This window comes from Streptomyces sp. NPDC059832 (assembly GCF_042731715.1).
In the GTDB taxonomy this organism is placed as follows: domain Bacteria; phylum Actinomycetota; class Actinomycetes; order Streptomycetales; family Streptomycetaceae; genus Streptomyces.
The window spans coordinates 246,909-269,618 of record NZ_JBHWIY010000011.1; the positions used below are offsets into that span (position 1 = coordinate 246,909).

Below are 22,710 nucleotides of genomic sequence, written 5' to 3' on the forward strand. Positions count from 1 at the left end.
ACGTCCGAGGGCCCGTCCGGCGGACCATGGCCGGGCACGGCTCAGAGGTTCTGGCTCACCCACCGGTAGTGCAGCTCCGGGCGCCCGATCTGACCGTACTGCGGACTGCGCACCGCACGTCCCACCGTCACCAGATGCTCCAGATAGCGGCGTGCGGTGATCCGCGAGATGCCCAGCTCCTCCCCGGCCGCCGCCGCCGTCACCCCGTCCGGGGCGGCCCGCAGGGCGCGGGTCACGGCCTCCAGTGTCGGGCCGCTCAGCCCCTTCGGCAGCCGGGCCGGCTGCGGCGCGCGCAGGGCTCCGAGCGCCCGGTCCACCTCGTCCTGGCCGCTCGCCTCGCCGGCCGCCGCGCGGAACTCCGCGTAGCGCACGAGCCGGTCGCGCAGGGTGGCGAAGGTGAACGGCTTCAGCACGTACTGGACGACACCGAGCGACACCCCCTCCCGGACCACCGCCAGATCGCGCGCCGACGTCACCGCGATGACATCCGCCGAGTGCCCGGCCGCGCGCAGCGAGCGCAGCAGTTGCAGTCCGTGCCCGTCGGGCAGATACAGATCGAGGAGCAGCAGATCGACCGGGGTACGGTCCAGCGCCCGCACCGCCTCCGCACGCGAATGCGCGACGGCCGCCACCGTGAATCCGGGGACGCGGCCCACGTAGAGCCGATGGGCGTCCGCGGCTACGGGATCGTCCTCGACGACCAGCACCTGGATCATGCCGTGGCCTCCTTCGTGGTGTGCGCCGGACGGCCGGCGACGGCCAGCGGCAGCCGTACCGTGAATCGCGCCCCGCCGTCCGGGCCGCCGTCCAGCGCGACCGTCCCGCCGTTGCGGTGCACCGCCTGCTGGACGAGCGCCAGCCCGATCCCGCGGCCGGCGCCGTGCGTCGACCAGCCGCGCTCGAAGACCTCGGCGGCGTCCCGGGGATCGATCCCGGCCCCCGTGTCGGCGACCCGCAGCAGCAGTTCGCCCTCCCCGGCCAGCGCGGTGACGGTGACCCGGGCACGGGCGGCCCGGCCGCTCCCCGTGCCCCGCTGGGCGGGCACGGACCCGGGACCCGGCACGCCGGTCACCGCCTCCGACGCCGCGTCCACCGCGTTGTCGATCAGATTGCCGAGGATCGTCACCAGATCCCGCTGCGGCAGCGTCGCCGACAGGGCGCCGTCGTCGATCAGGCTGTCGTCCGCGAGCACCAGCTCCACCCCCCGTTCGTTCGCCTGTGCCGCCTTGCCGAGCAGCAGTGCGGCCAGCACCGGTTCGGCGACCGCGCCCACCACCCGGTCGGTGAGCGCCTGGGCCAGCTCCAGCTCGGCGGTGGCGAAGCCCACCGCCTCCTCGGCCCGGCCCAGTTCGATCAGCGAGACGACGGTGTGCAGCCGGTTCGCCGCCTCGTGCGCCTGCGAGCGCAGGGCCTGGGTGAACCCCCGCTCCGAGTCCAACTCGCCGGACAGCGCCTGGAGTTCCGTGTGATCGCGCAGTGTCACGACCGTGCCGCGCTGCTCCCCGCCCACCACCGGACGGGTGTTGACCACGATCACCCGGTCCGCCGTCAGATGCAGTTCGTCGACCCGCTCCTCGGAGGCGAGCAGCGCACCGGTCAGCGGCGCCGGCAGATCCAGCTCGACGACCCGGCGCCCGACCGCACCCGGCTCCAGACCGAGCAGCTCCCGGCCCGCGTCGTTGATCAGCGCGATCCGTCGCCGCCCGTCGAGCATCAGCAGCCCCTCGCGCACCGCGTGCAGGGTGGCCTGGTGGTAGTCGTGCATCCGGCTCAGCTCGGCGGCGTTCATGCCGTGCGTGTGCCGCCGCAGCCGGGCGTTGATCACATACGTGCCGATGCCGCCGAGCGCGAGCGCCCCGCCCGCCGCCAGCCCCAGCGCCCCGAGCTGCGCCCGCACCTGCGAGGAGACCCGTTCGACCGTGATGCCCGCGCTGACCAGACCGGTGATCCTGCCGCCGTCCCGGATCGGGGTGACGACCCGGATCGAGGGGCCGAGCGTGCCGGTGTACGTCTCCGTGAACGTCTCGCCGCGCAGCGCCCGCGCGGTGTGCCCGAGGAACTCCTCGCCGATCCGGTGGGAGTCCGGGTGCGTCCAGCGGACCCGGTCCGGGGACATGATCGTGACGAAGGCGATCCCGGTGTCCCTGCGGACCTTCTCGGCGTACGGCTGCAGCGCGGCGGACGGGTCCGGGGTACGGATCGCCTCCCGTACCGACGGCGACTCGGCGATTGCCAGCGCGGCCGATCTGACCTGCTTGGCCGCGGTCTCCTTCGCCTGCTCGCTGCCGGAGGCGTAGGCGAAGAACGCGCACCCCGCCACCACCGCCGCCACCAGCACCACCTGCATGGCGAAGAGCTGACCGGCCAGGCTGCGCGGGCGGGTACGGGGGCGGGGGAGACGCATGGCCACAGTCTGCCTGGCCGAAAACCAATGAACGAAATGCACGCAACGGTGACCGGCGTCACAGGGAGCGAGATATTCGCCAAGGGTTTTCCCGGCTCCCAACCGCCGGACAGCCCTTGCGCCCCCAGGGACGGGGGAGTGACCCGGACGAACCGAGGAGAACCCCCGTGGGAGTGGCAGCCGCCAAGCGGGACCGCACGCACTATCTGTATCTCGCCGTGATCGCGGCGGTGGGGCTCGGCATCCTCGTGGGCTTCGCGGCCCCGGGCGTCGCCGTGGAGCTCAAGCCGATCGGCACCGGCTTCGTGAACCTGATCAAGATGATGATCTCGCCCATCATCTTCTGCACGATCGTGCTGGGCGTCGGCTCGGTGCGCAAGGCCGCCAAGGTCGGCGCGGTCGGCGGCCTCGCCCTCGGCTACTTCCTGGTCATGTCGACCGTCGCGCTGGCCATCGGTCTGCTCGTCGGCAACCTCCTGGAGCCCGGCCAGGGCCTCCACCTCACCGAGGCCGTACGCGCCGCGGGCGAGAAGCAGGCGGCCGGCGCGAGCGAGTCCACCGCCGACTTCCTGCTCGGCATCATCCCGACCACGATCGTCTCCGCCTTCACCGAGGGTCAGGTGCTGCAGACCCTGCTCATCGCCCTGCTCGCGGGCTTCGCGCTCCAGGCCATGGGCTCGGCGGGCGAGCCGGTGCTGCGTGGCATCGGCCACATCCAGCGCCTCGTCTTCCGGATCCTCGCCATGATCATGTGGGCGGCCCCGGTCGGCGCGTTCGGCGCGATGGCCGCGGTGGTCGGCGAAACCGGCGTCGACGCGCTGAAATCCCTCGCGATCATCATGATCGGCTTCTATCTCACCTGCGCGATCTTCGTCTTCGTGGTGCTCGGCACGATCCTGCGGCTGGTCGCCGGGGTCAATCTGATCGCGCTGCTGAAGTACCTGGGCCGAGAGTTCCTGCTGATCCTCTCCACCTCCTCCTCCGAGTCCGCCCTGCCGCGGCTCATCGCGAAGATGGAGCACCTCGGGGTCAGCCGGCCGGTCGTCGGCATCACGGTGCCCACTGGCTACTCCTTCAACCTCGACGGCACCGCGATCTACCTCACGATGTCCTCGCTCTTCATCGCCAACGCGATGGGCGACCCGCTGAGCGCCGGTGAGCAGGTCTCGCTGCTGCTCTTCATGATCGTCGCCTCGAAGGGCGCCGCCGGAGTCACCGGCGCGGGCCTGGCCACCCTCGCGGGCGGCCTCCAGTCGCACCGCCCGGGACTGGTCGACGGCGTCGGTCTGATCGTCGGCATCGACCGCTTCATGAGCGAGGCCCGCGCCATGACGAACTTCGCGGGCAACGCGGTGGCCACCGTCCTGGTCGGCACCTGGACCAAGGAGATCGACAAGGAGCGCGTGGACCAGGTCCTCTCCGGTGCGCTCCCGTGGACCGAGCAGATGCTCAACCAGGACGCCGACACGGGCACCGTCCCGGAGCCCCGGGGCGGCGAGGAGCAGCCCGCCGTGGCGAAGGCATAGCCACCCGGAACACGTACAGGGCCGCCGCGGGACTCCCGCGGCGGCCCTTCGCGTTTGCCTTGACGTCGGCGTCAAGGTCTACCGTCGAGGACATGCGAATCGGGGAGCTGGCCGAACGGGCCGGGACGACCACGCGGACTCTGCGCTACTACGAGTCACGCGGACTGCTGTCCGCGCGGCGGGCCGACAACGGCTACCGCGCGTACGACGAGGACGATCTGCGGCTGGTCCAGCAGATCCGGACCCTGCAGGACTTCGGGTTCGAGCTGGAGGAGACCCGGCCGTTCGTCGACTGCCTGCGCGCCGGCCACCCGGCCGGTGACGCCTGCCCCGCCTCGCTCGCCGTCTACCGGCGCAAACTCGGCGAGCTCGACTCGCTCATCGAGCAGCTCCAAGCGGTCCGCGCCCAGGTGGGCGCAGAGCTCACCAGGGCCGAGCTGGAGGCCGGGGCAGCGCTCCCCGGCGGTCCGGAACCACGTTGTGAACTGGGAGGATGACAGATGATTCATGCAGAGGGCGTGGCCGAGGTCACCGACACCACCTTCGATACGGAGGTGCTCGCGGCGGACCTGCCCGTGCTGGTCGAGTTCACCGCCGACTGGTGCGGCCCGTGCCGCCAGATCGCCCCCGTGCTCAGCGCCGTCGCCACCGAGCTGGCCGGGCGCATGGAGGTCGTCCAGCTGGACATCGACACCAATCCGGGCATCGCGAGCCGGTACGCGGTGCTGTCGGCACCGACCCTGATGGTCTTCCGCTCCGGCGAACCCGTGAAGTCGATGGTGGGCGCCCGCCCCAAGCGCCGGCTGCTCCAGGAACTGGAGGACGTCTTCGAGACGGTGTGAGGCGGGGACGGGGCGTACGTCCGTCCGAACCGGGACAAGCAGCGCACAACCGTAGAGGCCGCCTTCGGGGGCCGCTACGGTCCGCGGAGCCCGATCGCGGCGTCACGTCACGGCCGGGCAGTGCCCGTGCACATGCTTCCGGGCCGTAGGGGGCACGCCCTCTCGGTTCATGCTGACGACGGTGGAGAAACGGCCGAGTTCGCAACCCGGTCGAAGAATTCCACGGCCATGTCCTGGCGTTCGGAGCAGTCGTCCAAGCCCAGCCCTTAGGCCCTGTCGTCGAGCGGTCGCAGGAAGCGGCGCTCGTACCGCTTGATGCAGCGGGTGGTACGAGCCAGTTCGAAGGCGTCCTGGCACTCCGGGTCGGACATGCTGTCCGTGCGGTACTGCTCGTACGCGGCGAGACTGGGAAAGGAGAAGAGGGCATAGGCGATGTCGCTGTCGCCCTCACTCGGCAGGAAGTAGCCGTGGTGCGTCCCGCCGAAACGGTTGACGAGCCCGACCCATCGGCGGCCGTATTCCTCGAAGTCCTCAAGCTTGTCGGCGTCGATCTCGTATTTCAGATGAATGGTGATCACGCCCACATGATGCTGCATGCCGGTGCGGGCTCGAAGGCGGCCCATGTGCCCCGAGTCCCGAGCCTCGCTCGGCCTGGCCCGGATACTTTCCTTTTGGTGGGTATCCGAGAAATAAGTGGGTTCATGGCGGTGCATCCGCCGCGATGACCACGGCGCGCACGGCGCCGATTCATGGGCGAGCACGGTCGAGGCGCTCGGCCGCTGAGCTGGGCATGGCGCGGGCCCGCGGCCAGGAGGTGGTCGCGGGCCCGCGGGCGGGATCAGACCGGCTTCAGCCAGACCGTCGCCAGCGGCGGCAGCGTCAGCAGCAGGCTGCCGGGCCTGCCGTGCGCGGCCACCGGCTGCGGCTTCAGAGGACCGGGATGGCCCACGTCGCTGCCGCCGTACCGGGCGGCGTCGGTGTTGAGGACCTCCGCCCACGCCACCCGGGCCCCGAGCACGTCCGGGACCCCCACCCGGTAGTCGTGCCGCACCACCGGGGAGAAGTTGCTGACGGCCAGGAGCGGTGAGCCGTGCGCGTCGTAGCGCAGGAAGGCGAACACATTGTCCTCGGCCGCGCCGCCGTCCACCCAGTCGAAGCCCTCCGGAACGGTGTCGCGCTGCCAGAGCGCGGGGGTCGCGCCGTACACCGCGTTCAGGTCGCTCACCAGGGTGCGTACGCCCCGGTGGTCGCTCTCCGCCGCGTACGAGGGGTCGAGCAGCCACCAGTCCGGGCCGTGCCCCTCCGACCACTCCGCCCCCTGGGCGAACTCCTGGCCCATGAAAAGGAGTTGCTTGCCCGGGTGGGCCCACATGAAGCCGAGGTAGGCCCGGTGGTTGGCGCGCTGCTGCCACCAGTCGCCGGGCATCTTGGAGACCAGCGACCGCTTGCCGTGCACCACCTCGTCGTGCGAGATCGGCAGCACGTAGTTCTCGCTGTACGCGTACACCATCGAGAAGGTCATCTCGTTGTGGTGGTACTTGCGGTGCACCGGCTCCTTCGACACGTACTCCAGGGAGTCGTGCATCCAGCCCATGTTCCACTTCAGCCCGAAGCCGAGGCCCCCGAAGCCGCCGGGGCCGACATGGTGGGTGGCGCGGGTGACACCGTCCCAGGCGGTGGACTCCTCCGCGATGGTCACCACACCCGGATTGCGGCGGTAGACGGTGGCGTTCATCTCCTGGAGGAAGGCGACGGCGTCCAGATTCTCCCGCCCGCCGTGCTCGTTCGGGGACCACTCGCCCTCCTCGCGCGAGTAGTCGAGATAGAGCATCGAGGCGACGGCGTCGACCCGCAGCCCGTCGATGTGGAACTCCTCGCACCAGTAAGTGGCGTTGGACACCAGGAAGTTGCGCACCTCGGTGCGTCCGAAGTCGAACTCCAGCGTGCCCCAGTCGGGGTGCGCCGCCCGCGACGGATCGGAGTGCTCGTACAGCGGCCGGCCGTCGAACTCGGCCAGTGCCCAGTCGTCGCGCGGGAAGTGCGCGGGCACCCAGTCGACGATCACGCCGATCCCGGCCCGGTGCAGGGAATCGATGAGGAATCGGAAGTCGTCGGGGGTGCCCATGCGCGACGTCGGGGCGTAGAAACCGGTGACCTGATAGCCCCAGGAGCCGCCGAAGGGGTGCTCGGAGACCGGCATCAGTTCCACATGCGTGAACCCCAGATCCCTTACGTACGCCGGGAGTTGGGAGGCCAGCTGGCGATAGGTGAGCCCCGGGCGCCAGGACGGAAGATGCACCTCGTACACGGACATCGGCGCCTCGTGCACCGGGACGTCCCCGCGGTGCGCCATCCACTCCTGGTCCCGCCATTCGTGGTGCGAGGCCGTCACGATCGAGGCGTTGGCGGGCGGCACCTCGGCGTACCGGGCCATCGGGTCGGCGCGCAGCGTGTGCGAACCGTCCGGGCGGCAGACGTCGAACTTGTAGAGCGCGCCCTCCCCGATCGCGGGCAGGAACAGCTCCCACACCCCGGTGGAGCCGAGCGAACGCATCGGGAAGCCGGTGCCGTCCCAGTAGTTGAAGTCCCCGGTGACCCGCACACCGCGGGCGTCGGGCGCCCAGACGGTGAACCGGGTGCCCGCCACCCCCTGGTGCTCCATGGGCTGCGCGCCGAGGGCGGTCCACAGCTCCTCGTGCCGCCCCTCGCCGATCAGATGCAGATCGAGATCGCCGAGCGCGGGCAGGAAGCGGTACGGATCCTCCACCTCGATCTCGTTGTCGTCGTAGGCGACCAGCAGCCGGTACTCGGGCAGTGCGGGCATCGGCAGCAGCCCGGAGAAGAAGCCGTCGCCGTCGTCGTGCAGCCGCGCCCGCAGCCCCTTGGCGAGCACGGTCACCGATCGGGCGTACGGGCGCAGCACCCGGAAGGTCACGCCACCGCGGACCGGGTGGGCGCCGAGCAGGTCGTGCGGGGCGTGGTGCTCACCGGCGAGCAGCCGTCCCCGGTCGCCGTCGTCGAGGGGGCGCGCCTGTCGTACGCCCTGGCTGCCGGCGCCCCGGCGGGGGCGCGGCGTCGCCTCGGCCGGGCCCGCGGGGGCCGGTGCCCCGTCGGGGGCCGGTGGCTGGACTCGGGGGACCTCGGTGGGGGCGGGTGTTTTGGCGGACGGCTTTCGGGACGGCTTGCGGGCGGTCACAGGGACAGCCTCCTCGGAGGGTGTTGAGGGGGGAGATGAAGGGGACGGGAGAGCGACGAGGGGTACGCGCGCCGGGCCGTCAGTCGTCGGCGGCGGCCAGACGGTGGATCGCGGCCATCGGGACCGGAAGCCAGTCGGGCCGGTGCCGTGCCTCGTACAGCACCTCGTACACCGCCTTGTCGGTCTCATGGGCGCGCAGCAACTCCGGTTCGCTGCGCGGGTCGACGCCCGCCGCGTCGGCGTACCCCTCGCAGTAGGCGGTCCGGCAGCGGGCCGCCCAGTCGGCGTTCCACGGGCGGTGCGAGCGGGCCGCGTAGTCGAAGGAGCGGAGCATCCCGGCGATGTCGCGCACCGGGAGCTGCGGCCGGCGGCGCTCGGGCAGCGGTCTGGCCGGTTCGCCCTCGAAGTCGATCAGTGACCAGAAACCGTCGGCCGCGCGCAGGGTCTGGCCGAGATGGAGATCGCCGTGCACCCGCTGGGCCGCCCAGTCGCGTCCCCGGTGCCCCAGCGCGGCCACCGCGTCGAAGGCGGCACGCAGCCCGGGGACGTACGGCACGAGCTCCGGTACCGCCTGGGCGGCGGCCTCCAGCCGGCGCACCATCGAGGCGGCGAGGCGCTCGGTCTGGGCGCGGTGCAGGGCGGGCGTCGGCAGGGCGGCGGCGAGGGCGGTGTGCACCTCGGCGGTGGCCCGGCCCAGCGCGTGCGCCTCGTCGGTGAAGTCCAGGCCCGCGGCCAGGGCGCGCAGGGCGAGCCGCCAGCCGTCCTCGGCGCCGCTCAGGAACGGCTGGAGCACACCGAGGGTGAGCGGCCGGGGGGTGATGGACTCGAACCAGGCGACGGGGGCGGGCACCCGCCCGCAGCCCTCCTGCGCGAGCGCCAGCGGAAGCTCCAGGTCGGGGTTGGTGCCCGGGAAGATCCGGCGGAAGATCTTGAGGATGTAGGCGTCGCCGTAGACGAGGGAGGTGTTGGACTGGTCGGTTTCGAGCAGCCGCGGTGCGAGCCCCGCGGCGATGGCCGGACCGCTCCGGTCGAAGCGCAGGGCGCCGAGCGTGCCGGGGGTACGGAACCGTTCCAGCAGGAGTCCGGCCAGGCGCGGGTCGTGCAGCCCCTCGTAGACGGTGCGGCCGGCCAGCGGCCCCTCGGTCACCTGGCCGATGAGCGCGGGCGCGAGCCGGGGCGGCAGCACGGCCCGTACGCCGAGCAGCAGTTGGTAGCAGTCGTCCGGCGACTGCGCGGGCGTGGCCGGCTGATGGGCCCGGACCAGCAGATGGAGCAGCCCGGTTCCGGTTCCGGCGGCGACGGAACCGGTGCCCACCGGCAGTATTTCGGTCGCCGACACCAGCGAGAACGCGGTGACCGGCCGCCCCTTGCCCGCGAACCAACGCTGCCGGGGCAGCCATTCGTGCAGCAGGGGGGCGAGAGACGGGAGCAGGGCTGTGCTGTCAGCCAGGGCGACCCGAGTGGATGCAGCCTCCGACATGGCATCGCGTCCTTTCCCCGGGCACACCACAGGATGCGAAGAGTGTCCCGGATTGCGGCAATAGCTGTCCGGCTGTGCGGGACGTGTCGGGTCAGGATGGTCCGTACGGACTCGACTCGATGGGATCGAAACGCCAGATGGGACCCGGAAGGGCCGTACGTGCGTGCGATGTGGGGGAGGGTGCCCCGTGCGGGGCGGCGGAAACCGCCCCGCGGTCGGTGTGGGAGTGGGTGTCCGGTCAGCTCGGCGGCGTGTCCTTGCGCAGCCGGAACCAGTAGAAGCCGTGCCCCGCGAGAGTCAGCAGGTAGGGCCATTGGCCGACGGCGGGGAAGCGCACCCCGCCGATCAGCTCCACCGGATGACGCCCGGTGAACGACCGCAGATCGAGCTCCGTCGGCTGCGCGAACCGCGAGAAGTTGTGCACGCACAGCACGAGATCGTCCCCGTGCTCACGGGTGAAGGCGAGCACGGCCGGGTTCGACGACGGCAGTTCGTTGTACGAGCCGAGACCGAAGGCGGGGTTCTGCTTACGGATCTCGATCATCCGCCGCGTCCAGTGCAGCAGCGACGACGGCGACGCCATCGACGCCTCGACATTGGTGACTTGGTAGCCGTAGACCGGATCCATGATCGTGGGGAGGTAGAGCCGTCCCGGGTCGCTGGAGGAGAACCCGGCGTTCCGGTCGGGCGTCCACTGCATAGGGGTGCGTACGGCGTCCCGGTCGCCGAGCCAGATGTTGTCGCCCATCCCGATCTCGTCCCCGTAGTAGAGGATCGGGGAGCCGGGCAGGGACAGCAGCAGCGCGGTGAACAGCTCGATCTGGTTGCGGTCGTTGTCCAGCAGGGGCGCGAGCCGCCGCCGGATGCCGATGTTGGCCCGCATGCGCGGATCCTTGGCGTACTCCGCGTACATGTAGTCGCGTTCTTCGTCCGTGACCATTTCGAGGGTGAGTTCGTCGTGGTTGCGCAGGAAGATGCCCCACTGGCAGTTCTTCGGGATCGCCGGTGTCTTCGCCAGGATCTCCGAGACCGGGTAGCGGCTCTCGCGCCGGACGGCCATGAAGATCCGCGGCATCACGGGGAAGTGGAACGCCATGTGGCACTCGTCGCCGCCGGCCCGGTACTCGCCGAAGTAGTCGACGACGTCCTCCGGCCACTGGTTGGCCTCGGCGAGCAGCACGGTGTCCGGGTAGTGCGCGTCGATCTCCTTGCGGACCCGCTTGAGGAAGTCGTGCGTCTCCGGGAGGTTCTCGCAGTTGGTGCCCTCCCGCTGGTAGAGATACGGCACGGCGTCCACCCGGAAGCCGTCGATGCCGAGGTCCAGCCAGAAGCGGAGCGCGGAGATGATCTCCTCCTGCACCGCCGGGTTCTCGTAGTTGAGATCGGGCTGGTGGGAGAAGAACCGGTGCCAGTAGTACTGCTTGCGCACCGGGTCGAAGGTCCAGTTGGACGTCTCCGTGTCCACGAAGATGATCCGGGCGTCCGGGAACTGCTTGTCGTCGTCGGCCCAGACGTAGTAGTCGCCGTACGGCCCCTCCGGGTCGGTGCGGGACTGCTGGAACCAGTCGTGCTGATCGCTCGTGTGGTTCATGACGAAGTCGATGATCACGCGCATCCCGCGCTGGTGCGCGGCGTCGACGAACTCCACGAAGTCGGCCAGGTCACCGAACTCCGGCAGCACGGCGGTGTAGTCGGAGACGTCGTAACCGCCGTCGCGCAGCGGCGACTTGAAGAACGGCGGCAGCCAGAGGCAGTCGACGCCCAGCCACTGCAGATAGTCCAGTTTGGCGGTGATGCCCTTGAGGTCGCCGATGCCGTCGCCGTTGGAGTCCTGGAAGGACCTGACGAGGACCTCGTAGAAGACGGCGCGCTTGAACCAGTCGGGATCGCGGTCCTTGGCCGGGGTGTCCTCGAACGTGTCGTGGACAGGCTCATTGACGATCATGGTGTGGGTGACCCTCCGGTCGGCGGGGACGGTCGCAGGACGACGATGTGCGCGGGCGTGACACCCGGCTCCAGACGCACATAGAAGGTCCTGCCCCAGTGATAGGTATCGCCGGTGAGCTCGTCGCGCACCGGCACGCGCTCGTGCCGGTCGAGGCCGAGTCGCGGCATGTCCAACGAGACCGTGGCCTCGTGGGTGTGGTGCGGGTCGAGGTTGACGACCACCAGAACGATGTTCGAACCCGAACGTTTGCTGTACGCGATCAGCGCGTCGTTGTCGGTGGAGTGGAAGTGCACGTCGCGCAGCTGCTGCAGAGCCGGGTTGCGGCGCCTGACGCGGTTGAGCGTGGTGATGAGCGGGGCCAGCGAACGGCCCTCGCGCTCCGCCGACTCCCAGTCCCTGGGCCGGATCTGGTACTTCTCCGAGTCGAGGTACTCCTCACTGCCGGGCCGGACCGGGGTGTTCTCGCACAGCTCGTAGCCCGCGTACACACCCCAGGAGGGGGAGAGCGTCGCGGCGAGGACGGCCCGCGTCTCGAAGGCCGGGCGGCCTCCGTCCTGGAGATAGCCGGACAGGATGTCCGGCGTGTTCACGAAGAAGTTGGGCCGCATGTAGGAGGCGGTCTCGCCGGACAACTCCGTGACGTATTCGGTGATTTCCTGCCGGGTGTTGCGCCAGGTGAAATATGTGTAGGACTGCTGGAAGCCGATGGTCGCGAGCGTCTTCATCATCGCGGGCCGGGTGAATGCCTCGGCCAGAAAGATCACATCGGGGTCGGTCCGGTTGATGTCCGCGATCACCTTCTCCCAGAAGATCACCGGCTTGGTGTGCGGATTGTCTACGCGGAAGATCCGCACCCCGTGATCCATCCAGAACCGCAGAATGCGCACGGTCTCGGCGACCAGTCCGCGCAGATCCTTGTCGAAGGCGATCGGATAGATGTCCTGGTATTTCTTCGGCGGATTCTCGGCATAGGCGATCGTGCCGTCCGCGCGATGGTGGAACCACTCCGGGTGTTTCTCCACCCAGGGGTGGTCGGGAGAACACTGGAGCGCGAAATCGAGTGCGATCTCCATGCGCAGATCGCGGGCTGTCCCGACGAAATGATCGAAGTCGTCGAGGGTGCCGAGCCCGGGATGGACGGCGTCGTGACCGCCCTCCGCGGAGCCGATCGCCCACGGCACCCCCATGTCGTGCGGGGCCGGGGAGAGCGAGTTGTTGGGGCCCTTGCGGTGGGTGGTTCCGATCGGGTGGATCGGCGGGAGATAGACCACGTCGAAGCCCATCGCGGCGACCGCGGGAAGCCGCTCGGCGGCCGTGCGGAAGGTGCCGCTGACGATCCTCGCCGGCTTCCCGGCCCGACCCGCCCCGCCCTTCCGCTTCGTGGGCGCGGCCGGTTCGACCCTGGCCCCCTCCGAGCGCGGGAACAGCTCGTACCAGGAACCGAACAGGGCCCGTCGGCGCTCGACCACCAGGGGCAGCGGCCGGGACGCGCTGACCAGTTCGCGCAGCGGATGGCGGGCGAGCGCGGCCTGCGCCTCGGGGGCGAGCGCCGCGGCCAGCCGGGCGGCGGCCGGGCGGGACGTGTCGCGCAGCGCGTCGACGGCGGCCAGCACCGCCTCGCGGCCGTCCCGCTTGGGCACGCCCCCGGCGGCCCGCTCGTACAGCTCGGCACCCTCCGCCAGGACGAGCGCGGTGTCGATCCCCGCCGGAATCTTGATCCGGGCGTGCTGCCGCCAGGTGGTGACCGGGTCGCTCCAGGCCTCGACCGTATACGTCCAGCGGCCCTCGGAGACCGGGGTGACATCGGCACCCCAGCGGTCGGTGCCGGGAGCGAGCTCGCGCATCGGCGTCCACGGACCGGGGCGCCCGCCCGGGTCCATCAGGACCACATTGGCGGCGACGGCGTCGTGGCCCTCGCGGAAGACGGTCGCGGTGACCTGGAAGGTCTCCTCGGCGACGGCCTTGGCGGGCCTTCTGCCGCAGTCGACGAGGGGACGGACGTCGAGGACGGGAATGCGACCGATCATGGAATCACCTGGGGACTGGGGTTCGGGCTGAACGGGGCGCGGCACAGTGGCGGAGGGCGAAATGCGCGCACCGCGACCGATGGGGTCCGTCCTTTCTAGCTGCTCCGTCGACGGCTGGTGGGGTGTGGGCATGGCCGCTCCTGTCCGCATTCACTCGAATGGCAGTCGAATGACCTGGGCGCGGGTATGTTTCGAGTATGTGAACCGGATGAACTCCAGACCCGCGGATGCCTCGCATTCTTGCTGCATTCGGGCGATATTCATCTGGCACCCGGGCCCCACCCGGGCTGTGTACCGGAGAAGCCTTCCCACGATTCCCGGTGGGCCAATCCAGTGATTCTGTCAACTACTCGGGCGTATTCATGACGACCTGTTCGCACCGGGCGTCGCCCCGTGTGCGCGGGCTCGCCGGTGACCCTCCGGACGCCACTGGGCAGCTTTCTCCTTGGGGTGGAGTGCCACAAGACCGGACGGGGGAATGGAATCGGCCATTACCTGTGTGGTCGATGTGCCTGGAGGGGCCGTGCGGGATTCCGGTTACGGATGGGGCGGGGCCCGCCGCTGCCGTCGAGGGTGACGGAGCGCCGCACACCGTGGTGCGTCCCCTCGGATCAGTACGTCCCCTGTAAAGGTGGAATACGTGAAGGCCATTCGTCGATTCACCGTGCGTCCCGTCCTCCCCGAACCCCTTCGACCGCTCAGCGACCTCGCCCACAATCTGCGCTGGTCCTGGCACACCGAGACCCGTGAGCTGTTCCAGGCCGTCGACCCGGAGGTCCGGCGGACGGCGGAATGCGATCCGGTGCGGCTGCTCGGTGCCGTGTCCGCCGGACGACTCGCCGAGCTGGCCCGGGACCAGCAGTTCCTGCACCGGCTGACCGAGGCGTCCCAGGACCTCCGGGACTACCTGGACGGACCCAGGTGGTACCAGGAACAGCAGGAGCAGGGAGCACAACTCCCGGCCGCCGTCGCCTACTTCTCGCCCGAGTTCGGAGTGACCGCGGCCCTGCCCCAGTACTCCGGCGGGCTCGGCATCCTCGCCGGCGACCATCTCAAGGCCGCCAGCGATCTGGGCGTCCCCCTCGTCGGGGTCGGCCTGCTCTATCGGCATGGTTATTTCCGCCAGAGCCTGTCGCGCGACGGCTGGCAGCAGGAGCACTATCCGGTACTCGATCCGAACGAGCTCCCGGTCGCCCTGCTGCGCGAGGCCGACGGAACCCCGAGCCGGGTGGTGCTGTCCCTGCCCGGCGGCCGTTCGCTGCACGCCCACATCTGGCAGGCCCGGGTCGGACGCGTACCGCTGCTGATGCTCGACTCCGACGTGGAGGAGAACGCGCCGGGCGAGCGCGAGGTGACCGACCGGCTGTACGGCGGCGGCAGCGAGCACCGGCTCCTCCAGGAGATGCTCCTGGGCATCGGCGGCGTACGGGCCGTGCGGACGTACTGCCGGCTCACGGGGCACCCGGAACCCGAGGTGTTCCACACCAACGAGGGGCACGCCGGCTTCCTCGGACTCGAACGCATCCGTGAACTCTCCGTCACCGGGCTGGACTTCGACTCCGCGGTGGAGTCCGTACGGGCCGGCACGGTCTTCACCACCCACACGCCCGTGCCCGCCGGGATCGACCGCTTCGACCGCGAAATCGTCGCCCGGCACTTCGGCGACGACGGCGAACTCCCGGGCGTGGCCGCCGAACGCATCCTGCAACTGGGCATGGAGACCCACCCCGACGGTGAGACCGGTCTCTTCAACATGGCGGTGATGGGACTGCGGCTCGCCCAGCGGGCCAACGGGGTCTCCACCCTCCACGGCTCGGTCAGCCGGGAGATGTTCGCCGGGCTGTGGCCGGGCTTCGACGCGGCCGAGGTGCCGATCACCTCGGTGACCAACGGGGTCCACGCACCCACCTGGGTGGCGCCCGAGGTCTTCCGGATGCGCAGCCGCTACGGCGGCACACCCGGACGCTGGGACTCCGCCGCCGAGGTCCCGGACCGGGAACTGTGGGACCTGCGGCGTTCCCTGCGCGGACAGCTGGTCACCGAGGTGCGCGAGCGGCTGCACGCCTCATGGCGCGCCCGGGGCGCCGAGCCGGCCGAACTCGGCTGGATCGACGGCGTGCTGGACCCGGACGTGCTGACGGTCGGCTTCGCCCGGCGCGTTCCCTCGTACAAGCGGCTCACGCTGATGCTGCGCGACCGCGACCGGCTGACGGAGCTGCTGCTCCACCCGACCCGCCCGATCCAGATCGTCGTCGCCGGCAAGGCCCATCCCGCCGACGACGGCGGAAAGCGGCTGGTGCAGGAGCTGGTGCGGTTCTCCGACGATCCCCGGGTGCGCCACCGCATCGTCTTCCTGCCGGACTACGGGATGGCCATGGCGCAGAAGCTCTACCCGGGCTGCGACGTATGGCTGAACAATCCGCTGCGCCCGCTGGAGGCCTGCGGTACGAGCGGGATGAAGGCCGCGCTCAACGGCTGCCTCAACCTGTCGGTGCTCGACGGCTGGTGGGACGAGTGGTTCGAGCCGGACTTCGGCTGGGCGATCCCGACCGCCGACGGTCTGGCCCTGGACGAGGACCGCCGGGACGATCTGGAGGCCGCCGCCCTCTACGAGCTGATCGAGGACCGGGTCGCGCCCCGCTTCTACGACCGCGGCGACGAGGGGCTTCCCGAGCGCTGGATCGAGATGGTCCGCCGCACGCTGGGCACGCTCGGTCCCAAGGTGCTGGCCGGGCGGATGGTGTGCGAGTACGTGGAGCGGCTGTACGCGCCCGCCGCGCGCGCCCGGCGCGCGCTGGACCCCGGGACGGCGCGCCGCCTCGCCGACTGGAAGGCCAGGGTCCGTGCCGCCTGGCCGCGCGTGGCCGTCGACCATGTGGAGGCCGTGGCGCCCACCGCGGCGGACGGTTCGGCCGAGCTGGGGGCGACGCTGACGCTCCGGTCCAGGGTCGCCCTCGGGGTGCTGGAGCCGGCCGACGTGGAGGTGCAGGCGGTGGCCGGCCGGGTGGACGCCGCCGACGGGATCTCGGACGCCCAGGTCTTCCCGCTGAAACCGGCCGGGGGCCAGGACCTGGAGGGCCGCTGGCTCTACGAGGGGCCGCTCGCCCTCGACCGTACGGGGCCGTACGGCTACACGGTGCGGGTGCTTCCGGCCCATCCGCTGCTGGTGACCGGAGCGGAACTCGGCCTGGTGGCGCTGCCCACGGAGGCGGCCGGGGACGGTGCGGGCGTGCTGCTGCGCTGAGAGCCGGCCGGCGGTCACCCGACAGGTTCCGACACGGAACCGCCCGGCAGGGGCGCGAGCTCCTGCCGGGCGGTGGTCACCGGGTCATGACCGGTGTGGGGTTCAGAAGGTGAGCTTGAAGCTGTTGATCTTGCCCGTGTCACCCGAGTAGACGTCCTGGACCTTGAGCTTCCAGGTGCCGTTGGCCACCTCGGACGACGCGTCGACCGTGTAGGTGCCGCGGACGTCGTCCGCCGGGTCGCCGGCCGAGGAGTTCTTCAGCCGGTAGGCCGTGCCGTCCGGGGCGACGAGGTCGACGACCAGGTCACCGCGGTAGGTGTGGGTGATGTCCACGTCGACCTTGAGGGCGCTGGGCGCGTTGCCGGTGACACCGGTGACGTTGACCGAGCTGGTGACGGCCGCACCGCGGTCCGGGATGGCCACCGAGGTCTTGCTTTCGAAGACCTTGCCGCCCGGGTCCGGGTTGCCGCCGTCACGGGTGCCGACGTTGATGGCGGCCCAGGCGTCTCCGACGGCCTTGTACTCGGCGCTGGTCGTGCCGTACAGCTCACCGGCCGCAGCGAGGGTGCCGGTGCGGGCCGCCGCGTAGTTGGTGGTGGAGGTGAACTTGGTGGAGAGCGCCTTGAACCAGATCTGCGCGGCCTTGTCGCGGCCGATGCCGGTCACCGGCAGGCCGTCGGAGGTCGGGGAGTCGTAGGAGACGCCGTTGATGACCTTGGCGCCGCTGCCCTCGGAGAGCAGGTAGAAGAAGTGGTTCGCCGGGCCCGAGGAGTAGTGGACGTCGATGTTGCCGATGCCGGAGTACCACGCGTCCTTGGACGCGCCGTCCTTGCTCGGCTTGTCCTGGTAGCGCAGCGGGGTGCCGTCACCGTTGATGTCGATCTTCTCGCCGATGAGGTAGTCGCCCTTGTCGCTGGCGTTGTTGGCGTAGAACTCGACCGCGGTGGCGAAGATGTCACTGGTCGCCTCGTTGAGGCCACCGGACTCGCCGCTGTAGACCAGGTTGGCGGTGGCGGCGGTGACACCGTGCGACATCTCGTGCGCGGCCACGTCGAGCGCGGTCAGCGGGGCGTTGTTGCCCGCGCCGTCGCCGTACGTCATGCAGAAGCAGCTGTCCTGCCAGAAGGCGTTGACGTAGTTGTTGCCGTAGTGGACGCGGGAGTACGCGCCGACACCGTCACCGCGGATACCGGTGCGGCCGTGCACGTTCTTGTAGTAGTCCCAGGTCTCGGCCGCGCCGTAGTGGGCGTCCGCGGCCGCGGTCTCGGCGTTCGACGGGTTGCCGTTGCCCCACACGTCCGTGGAGTTGGTGAACAGCGTCCCGGTGCCGGACGTGCCGTGGTTCAGGTTGTACGTCTTGTGGTTGCCGCGGCCCGTGTCCGTCAGCGTGTACGACGGTGCGGTGCCGAGGGTGACCTGGCCGCTGAACTGGGTGTTGCCGGTGCCGTTCTCGACCCCCTGCCACTCGTACAGCTTTGCCCCGGTGGCCGCGTCCGTGATGACGTGCAGCTCGTTGGGGGTGCCGTCCTCCTGGAGTCCGCCGACGACGGTCTCGTAGGCGAGCTGCGGCTTGCCCTGCGCCATCCAGACCACCTTGCGCGGTGCCCGGTCGGCCTCGGTCTTCTTGGATCCGTCGGCCTTGGCGAGGCCGAGTGCCTGCTTCTCGGCCACCGCGGGCGCGACGTCGGCCGCCGTGTCCACGGTCTTCAGCTGCGCGCTGGAGACCTTGGAGGCCTTGGTGACGCTCTGCGTGGTTCCGGCCTTGTTCTCCTGGACGACCAGGTCGCCACCGAGCACCGGGAGTCCGGCGAAGGTGCGCTCGTAACGCGTGTGCGTGGTGCCGTTGTTGTCCTGGACGACGTCCTTGACGACGAGCTTCTCCTGCGAGCCGAGACCGAGGTCCTTGGCCGTGTCCGCCTTGCTCGCGTTGGCCTCGCGGATCAGCTCGGCGCGCTGGGACGGGGAGAGCTGCTTGGCCAGGGCACCGTGGTCGGCGCCGGCCGCCGCCGAGGTCGCCGCTGTGGCGCTGCTGGGAGTGGCAGTGGCCGTTCCGGTCTGGACGCCGACGGCGAGGAGGGCTGCTGCGGCTATCAGAGCGCCGGTCGCGGTGGCACGACGGCTGGGCGTGGATCTCACGCGGACTCCTTCTGCGAGGGGGGTACCGGCGGCTCGGTGAGCCGTCCGGGGTGAGCGAGAAGTGCGCAGAACGGGGTGAAGAGTGTCAGCAGGAAGCCGTCTCTGTCAGGACCGCGTCAACAACTTGGCCGGAACTCGTCCGTTGCCGGAAACGTCGTGTTCGTTAAGCGGACGTTTCGCCGATCATCACCGCGATGCCGTCCAATGTCCCCCGGAGCCCGAATTCGAAGAGAGTGTCGAGGTCGAGCTCGAACTCCTCGTGTTCGAAAAGCGAGTTGAGGAAGGGGTAGTCACCACTGGCCGAGATGGCGTCGAAGTGTGGCTCGTTTCTTTCCATCCACTGCTCCGCGGAGAGCCCGGTGTCCTGCCGCGCCTGCGATTCCAGCTCGCCGGCCATGGCCAGCCCCTGGACATGGGCGAAGAGCGTGAGGTGGATGTGGAGCTTCGTCCGCGCGGGCAGCCCGGTGCCGGCGAGGACGCGCAGCACCCACTCCGTGTACCGCATCGCGTGCGGGGACGCCGTCGGCCGGGTGAAGGAGGCCACGGCCTGGGCCAGCCAGGGGTGGCGCCCGTACACCGACCGGAGCCACCGGGCGGCGAGTTCCAGCCCCGGCCGCCAGCCGTGCGGCACGGCGCCCAGCGGGCGTTCCGCGAACGCCTCGTCCGACATCAGCCGGACCAGCTCCGCCTTGCCCGGCACATGGCGGTACAGCGCCATGGTGGAGGTGGTCAGGATGGTCGCGACCCGGCGCATCGACACTGCGGGCAGCCCCTCGGCGTCGGCCAGTTCGATCGCGGTACGCACGATGCGCCCACGGTTCAGGGCGGGCCCGCCGCCCGCGTCGCCGGGGCCCGGCGCGGCCCGCTCGGCGACGACCGTGCCGATGCCCGGCACCGCCCGCACCAGGCCCTCGCCGCGCAGCACCGACAGCGCCTTGGTGGCGGTCGCCATCGCGACCCCGTACTCCCGGACGATCGTGCGCGTGGAGGGCAGCCGGTCGCCCGGGGCGAGCTCACCGGAGGCGATCCGGCGACGCAGTCCACCGGCGATCCTGAGGTAGGGCGGTTCGGTCGTCACGGGTGCACTGTACTAGTGCACCCGTGACGGCGTACGCCCCGTCAACCCGGGTAATTCCGAGGGGCCATCGGGGCCGTTCGCCAGGTGCACTACGGCGGTGTTTGCGGTGTACGTGGAGCAACTGCTGTGCTCCCGCCATGACTTCGCAACCGCACACCCCGGCCCCGCCCGCCCCCGCCCCGCCGGAGCCCGCCGCCCCGCGTGCCGGGCGCCGTGAATGGACCGCGCTGGGCGTGCTGATGCTGCCGCTGCTCTTCGTCTCGATGGATGTCTCCATCCTCTTCTACGCCCTGCCGGCCATCGGCGCGGATCTCGAACCCGGCTCCACCCAGCAGTTGTGGATCCTGGACATGTACGGCTTCGTCCTCGCCGGACTCCTCATCACGATGGGCGCGCTCGGTGACCGCGTCGGACGCCGGAAGGTGCTGATCGCCGGCACGGTCCTGTTCGCCGCCGCCTCGGTCGCCGCCGCCTACGCGCAGTCCCCCGGGGCACTGATCGCCGCCCGCGCACTCCTCGGGGTGGGCGGCGCCTGCCTGATGCCGTCCACCCTCGCCCTCGTGCGCAACCTCTTCCACGACCCCGGGCAGCGCTCCCGGGCGGTCGCCGTCTGGACGACCGTGCTGGCCACCGGCATCTCCGTCGGCCCGGTCCTCAGCGGGGCGCTCCTCGAACACTTCTGGTGGGGCTCCGTGTTCCTCGTCAACCTGCCCGCGATGGCGCTGCTGCTCGTCCTCGCACCGCTGCTGCTGCCTGAGTCCAAGGCGCCCGCCCGGGGCAGGTTCGACACCCTGAGCGCGGTGCTCTCGCTCGCCGCGCTGCTGCCGCTGATCCACGGCATCAAGGAACTGGCCAAGCACGGTTACCAGCCGCTGCCGGCCCTCGGCATCACCGTCGGACTCTGCCTGGGCTTCGTCTTCCTCCGCCGGCAGGCCCGGCTCGCCCACCCGATGGTCGACCTCGCACTCCTGCGCCGCCGCGCCTTCGGCGGATCGGTCGTCGTCAATCTGCTGGCCATGGCGGCCACGGTCGGATTCGCCCCGTTCTTCTCCCAGTACATGCAGTCCGTCCTGGGCAAGAGCCCGTTCGAGGCGGCGATGTGGAGCCTGGTGCCGTCCCTCGGCGTCATGGTCGCCGCCCCGGTGGGCGGTGCGCTCGCCCGGCGGTTCGACCGCGGTCACGTGATGGCCGGCGGGTTCCTCGTCTCCGCCGCGGGCTTCCTCTGGCTCACCCGGACCGGGGTGGACTCGCCGCTGTGGACGACGCTCGCCGGGTCCGCCGTCTACGCGGGCGGGCTGGTCTCCGCGATGACCCTCGCCAATGAACTCGCGCTCGGCGCCGCACCGCCCGAGCGCGCGGGCTCCGCCGCCGCCGTCCTCGAATCGGGGCAGGAGCTCGGCGGCGCCCTGGGAATGGCGCTGCTCGGCTCGGTCGGTGCCGCCGTCTACGGCCGGGACATGAGCGGTAGGGTGCCGGCCGCCGTACCCGACGCGGCACGGGAGACCCTGGGCGGCGCGGTCGCGGTGGTCCGGCAGCTGCCGGACCGGCTGGGGGAGACGGTGCTCGCCTCGGCGACCAGGGCCTTCACCCACAGCCTGGACATGGCCGCGGCCGGTGCCGCCATCGTGATGCTCGGCGCCGCCGTACTCTCCGTCCTCCTGCTCCGGGGCGTCCGTACGCCGAGGTGACGCCCGCTGCCACCGGGCCTTCAGGCGGTGGTGAGCACCATCCGGAAGCGGGCGGCGCCGGACAGCATCTTCCGGTACGCCTCCTCCACCCCGTCCAGCGGCACCGTCTCGGTCATCGGGCGGATCCCGTGCAGGGCGCTGAACGCCAGGGTGTCCTGCACGTCCTGCGCGGTGCCGGCCGGATGGCCCCGGACGACCTTGCCGGTCATGAGCAACTGGTTCGGGCTGATCCCCAGCGGCTCCGGGTCCGCGCCGATGACCACCAGCTCGCCGCGGGGCGCGAGCCCCTCCACGGTGGCCGTGATGGCCGCGGAGTTGGCGGCGGTGGCCAGGACGACCTGGGCACCGCCCAGGGACTGCAGCGCGTCCGCGACGGTGGTGCCCGCGGTGCTGTCGATGTAGTGGTGCGCGCCGAGCTCCTTCGCGAAGTCGGCCTTGGCGGCTCCGCGGGCGATAGCCACCGTCTCGAAGCCCATCGCGGCCGCGTACTGCACGCCCAGGTGTCCGAGCCCGCCGATACCGAGCACGGCGACCAGGTCTCCCGGCCGGGCGGCGCTGCGCCGCAGTCCGTTGTACGTGGTCACTCCCGCACAGCCCATGGGCGCCGCGTCGGTCGCCGACAGCGCGTCGGGGATCCGGGCCAGGGCGTCCGCCGGGACGGTGACGCTCTCGGCATAGCCCCCGTCGTACGCCCACCCGGGCACCTTCAGGTTCACGCAGACCATGAAGTCGCCCTGCCTGCACGGTGTGCAGTGGTGGCAGCTGCCGCCGAACCAGCCCACCGCCACCCGGTCACCCACCTGCCAGGCGCTGTGCGTGCCGTCGCCGAGTTCCTCGATCCGGCCGGCGATCTCGTGCCCGGGGACCACCGGGAACCGTACGCCCGGGAGCACGCCGTCCACGAAGACGGCGTCGCTGTGGCAGACGCCGCAGGCGTCCACGGCCACCCGGACATGACCCGGACCCGGCTGCGGCACCGCGCGCTCGACGATCTCGAAAGGACCGCCGGCGGCGGTGGCCTGCGCGGCTCGGTAGACGCTGGGGACGCTCATCTGGATCTCTCCGGGACATGGGAGTGGACGGCCCCCTGGAAACAGCAGACCAGCTCCGGTCCGGTCGCGCGCGCCGGGCGGCGCGGACG

15 protein-coding genes are annotated in these 22,710 nt (G+C 70.9%); 5 read left to right on the plus strand and 10 right to left on the minus strand.

Going from position 1 to position 22,710, the window contains the following annotated elements:
- Positions 1 to 41: 41 nt before the first annotated feature.
- Positions 42 to 716 carry a response regulator gene (locus ACFV8T_RS21705; protein WP_385329731.1) on the minus strand — a complete coding sequence of 225 codons (675 nt, stop codon included), beginning with the start codon at positions 714 to 716 and terminating at the stop codon, positions 42 to 44.
- Positions 713 to 2,404: an ATP-binding protein gene (locus ACFV8T_RS21710; RefSeq protein WP_385329734.1), complete on the minus strand. Its 1,692-nt coding sequence runs from the start codon at positions 2,402 to 2,404 to the stop codon at positions 713 to 715. The genes ACFV8T_RS21705 and ACFV8T_RS21710 overlap by 4 nt, the downstream gene beginning before the upstream one ends.
- 167 nt (positions 2,405 to 2,571) lie before the next feature.
- Here ACFV8T_RS21710 and ACFV8T_RS21715 point away from each other — a divergent pair, with 167 nt between their 5' ends.
- The 3 genes from ACFV8T_RS21715 (at position 2,572) to trxA (ending at position 4,772) form a co-directional block, all read left to right on the plus strand.
- Entirely contained in the window at positions 2,572 to 3,930 is a 1,359-nt protein-coding gene (locus ACFV8T_RS21715; protein ID WP_385329737.1) for a cation:dicarboxylate symporter family transporter, read from the plus strand.
- A 92-nt stretch (positions 3,931 to 4,022) separates the two neighbouring features.
- The gene (locus tag ACFV8T_RS21720) at positions 4,023 to 4,427 is read left to right on the plus strand and encodes a MerR family transcriptional regulator (RefSeq protein ID WP_385329739.1); all 405 of its coding nucleotides are present in this window, start codon (positions 4,023 to 4,025) and stop codon (positions 4,425 to 4,427) included.
- Positions 4,428 to 4,430: 3 nt separating this feature from the next.
- Positions 4,431 to 4,772: a thioredoxin gene (gene trxA / locus ACFV8T_RS21725; RefSeq protein ID WP_323180280.1), complete on the plus strand. Its 342-nt coding sequence runs from the start codon at positions 4,431 to 4,433 to the stop codon at positions 4,770 to 4,772.
- Positions 4,773 to 5,038: 266 nt separating this feature from the next.
- Here trxA and ACFV8T_RS21730 read toward each other — a convergent pair whose 3' ends face one another.
- The 5 genes from ACFV8T_RS21730 to ACFV8T_RS21750 all read right to left on the minus strand — a co-directional run bounded on the left by ACFV8T_RS21730 (position 5,039) and on the right by ACFV8T_RS21750 (position 13,423).
- A complete protein-coding gene (locus tag ACFV8T_RS21730) occupies positions 5,039 to 5,350 on the minus strand; it encodes an NIPSNAP family protein (protein WP_385329741.1) in 312 nt (103 codons plus the stop codon).
- Between the two features lie 260 nt (positions 5,351 to 5,610).
- Positions 5,611 to 7,968 carry a 1,4-alpha-glucan branching enzyme gene (gene glgB, locus ACFV8T_RS21735; RefSeq protein WP_385329743.1) on the minus strand — a complete coding sequence of 786 codons (2,358 nt, stop codon included), beginning with the start codon at positions 7,966 to 7,968 and terminating at the stop codon, positions 5,611 to 5,613.
- Positions 7,969 to 8,047: 79 nt separating this feature from the next.
- Positions 8,048 to 9,448, minus strand: a complete 1,401-nt coding sequence (locus ACFV8T_RS21740) for a maltokinase (RefSeq protein WP_385329747.1) — start codon at positions 9,446 to 9,448, stop codon at positions 8,048 to 8,050.
- Between the two features lie 238 nt (positions 9,449 to 9,686).
- Positions 9,687 to 11,393, minus strand: coding sequence for a maltose alpha-D-glucosyltransferase (treS, locus tag ACFV8T_RS21745; RefSeq protein ID WP_385329750.1), 1,707 nt, complete (start codon positions 11,391 to 11,393; stop codon positions 9,687 to 9,689).
- The gene (locus ACFV8T_RS21750; protein ID WP_385329752.1) at positions 11,390 to 13,423 is read right to left on the minus strand and encodes an alpha-1,4-glucan--maltose-1-phosphate maltosyltransferase; all 2,034 of its coding nucleotides are present in this window, start codon (positions 13,421 to 13,423) and stop codon (positions 11,390 to 11,392) included. The genes treS and ACFV8T_RS21750 overlap by 4 nt, the downstream gene beginning before the upstream one ends.
- A gap of 640 nt (positions 13,424 to 14,063) precedes the next feature.
- Between ACFV8T_RS21750 and glgP the strand changes: the two genes are divergently transcribed.
- Entirely contained in the window at positions 14,064 to 16,667 is a 2,604-nt protein-coding gene (glgP, locus tag ACFV8T_RS21755; protein ID WP_385329755.1) for an alpha-glucan family phosphorylase, read from the plus strand.
- Positions 16,668 to 16,769: 102 nt separating this feature from the next.
- Here glgP and ACFV8T_RS21760 read toward each other — a convergent pair whose 3' ends face one another.
- Entirely contained in the window at positions 16,770 to 18,803 is a 2,034-nt protein-coding gene (locus tag ACFV8T_RS21760) for a M4 family metallopeptidase (RefSeq protein WP_385329757.1), read from the minus strand.
- Positions 18,804 to 18,966: 163 nt separating this feature from the next.
- On the minus strand, positions 18,967 to 19,881 hold the full coding sequence (locus ACFV8T_RS21765; RefSeq protein WP_385329760.1) for a TetR/AcrR family transcriptional regulator C-terminal domain-containing protein: 915 nt from the start codon (positions 19,879 to 19,881) through the stop codon (positions 18,967 to 18,969).
- Between the two features lie 137 nt (positions 19,882 to 20,018).
- Between ACFV8T_RS21765 and ACFV8T_RS21770 the strand changes: the two genes are divergently transcribed.
- On the plus strand, positions 20,019 to 21,569 hold the full coding sequence (locus ACFV8T_RS21770) for an MFS transporter (protein ID WP_385329763.1): 1,551 nt from the start codon (positions 20,019 to 20,021) through the stop codon (positions 21,567 to 21,569).
- A 20-nt stretch (positions 21,570 to 21,589) separates the two neighbouring features.
- On the opposite strand, the gene ACFV8T_RS21775 is transcribed toward ACFV8T_RS21770, so the two are convergent.
- Positions 21,590 to 22,621 (minus strand): alcohol dehydrogenase, encoded by a 1,032-nt coding sequence (locus tag ACFV8T_RS21775; RefSeq protein WP_385329766.1) that lies wholly within the window; start codon positions 22,619 to 22,621, stop codon positions 21,590 to 21,592.
- Positions 22,622 to 22,710 lie beyond the last annotated feature (89 nt).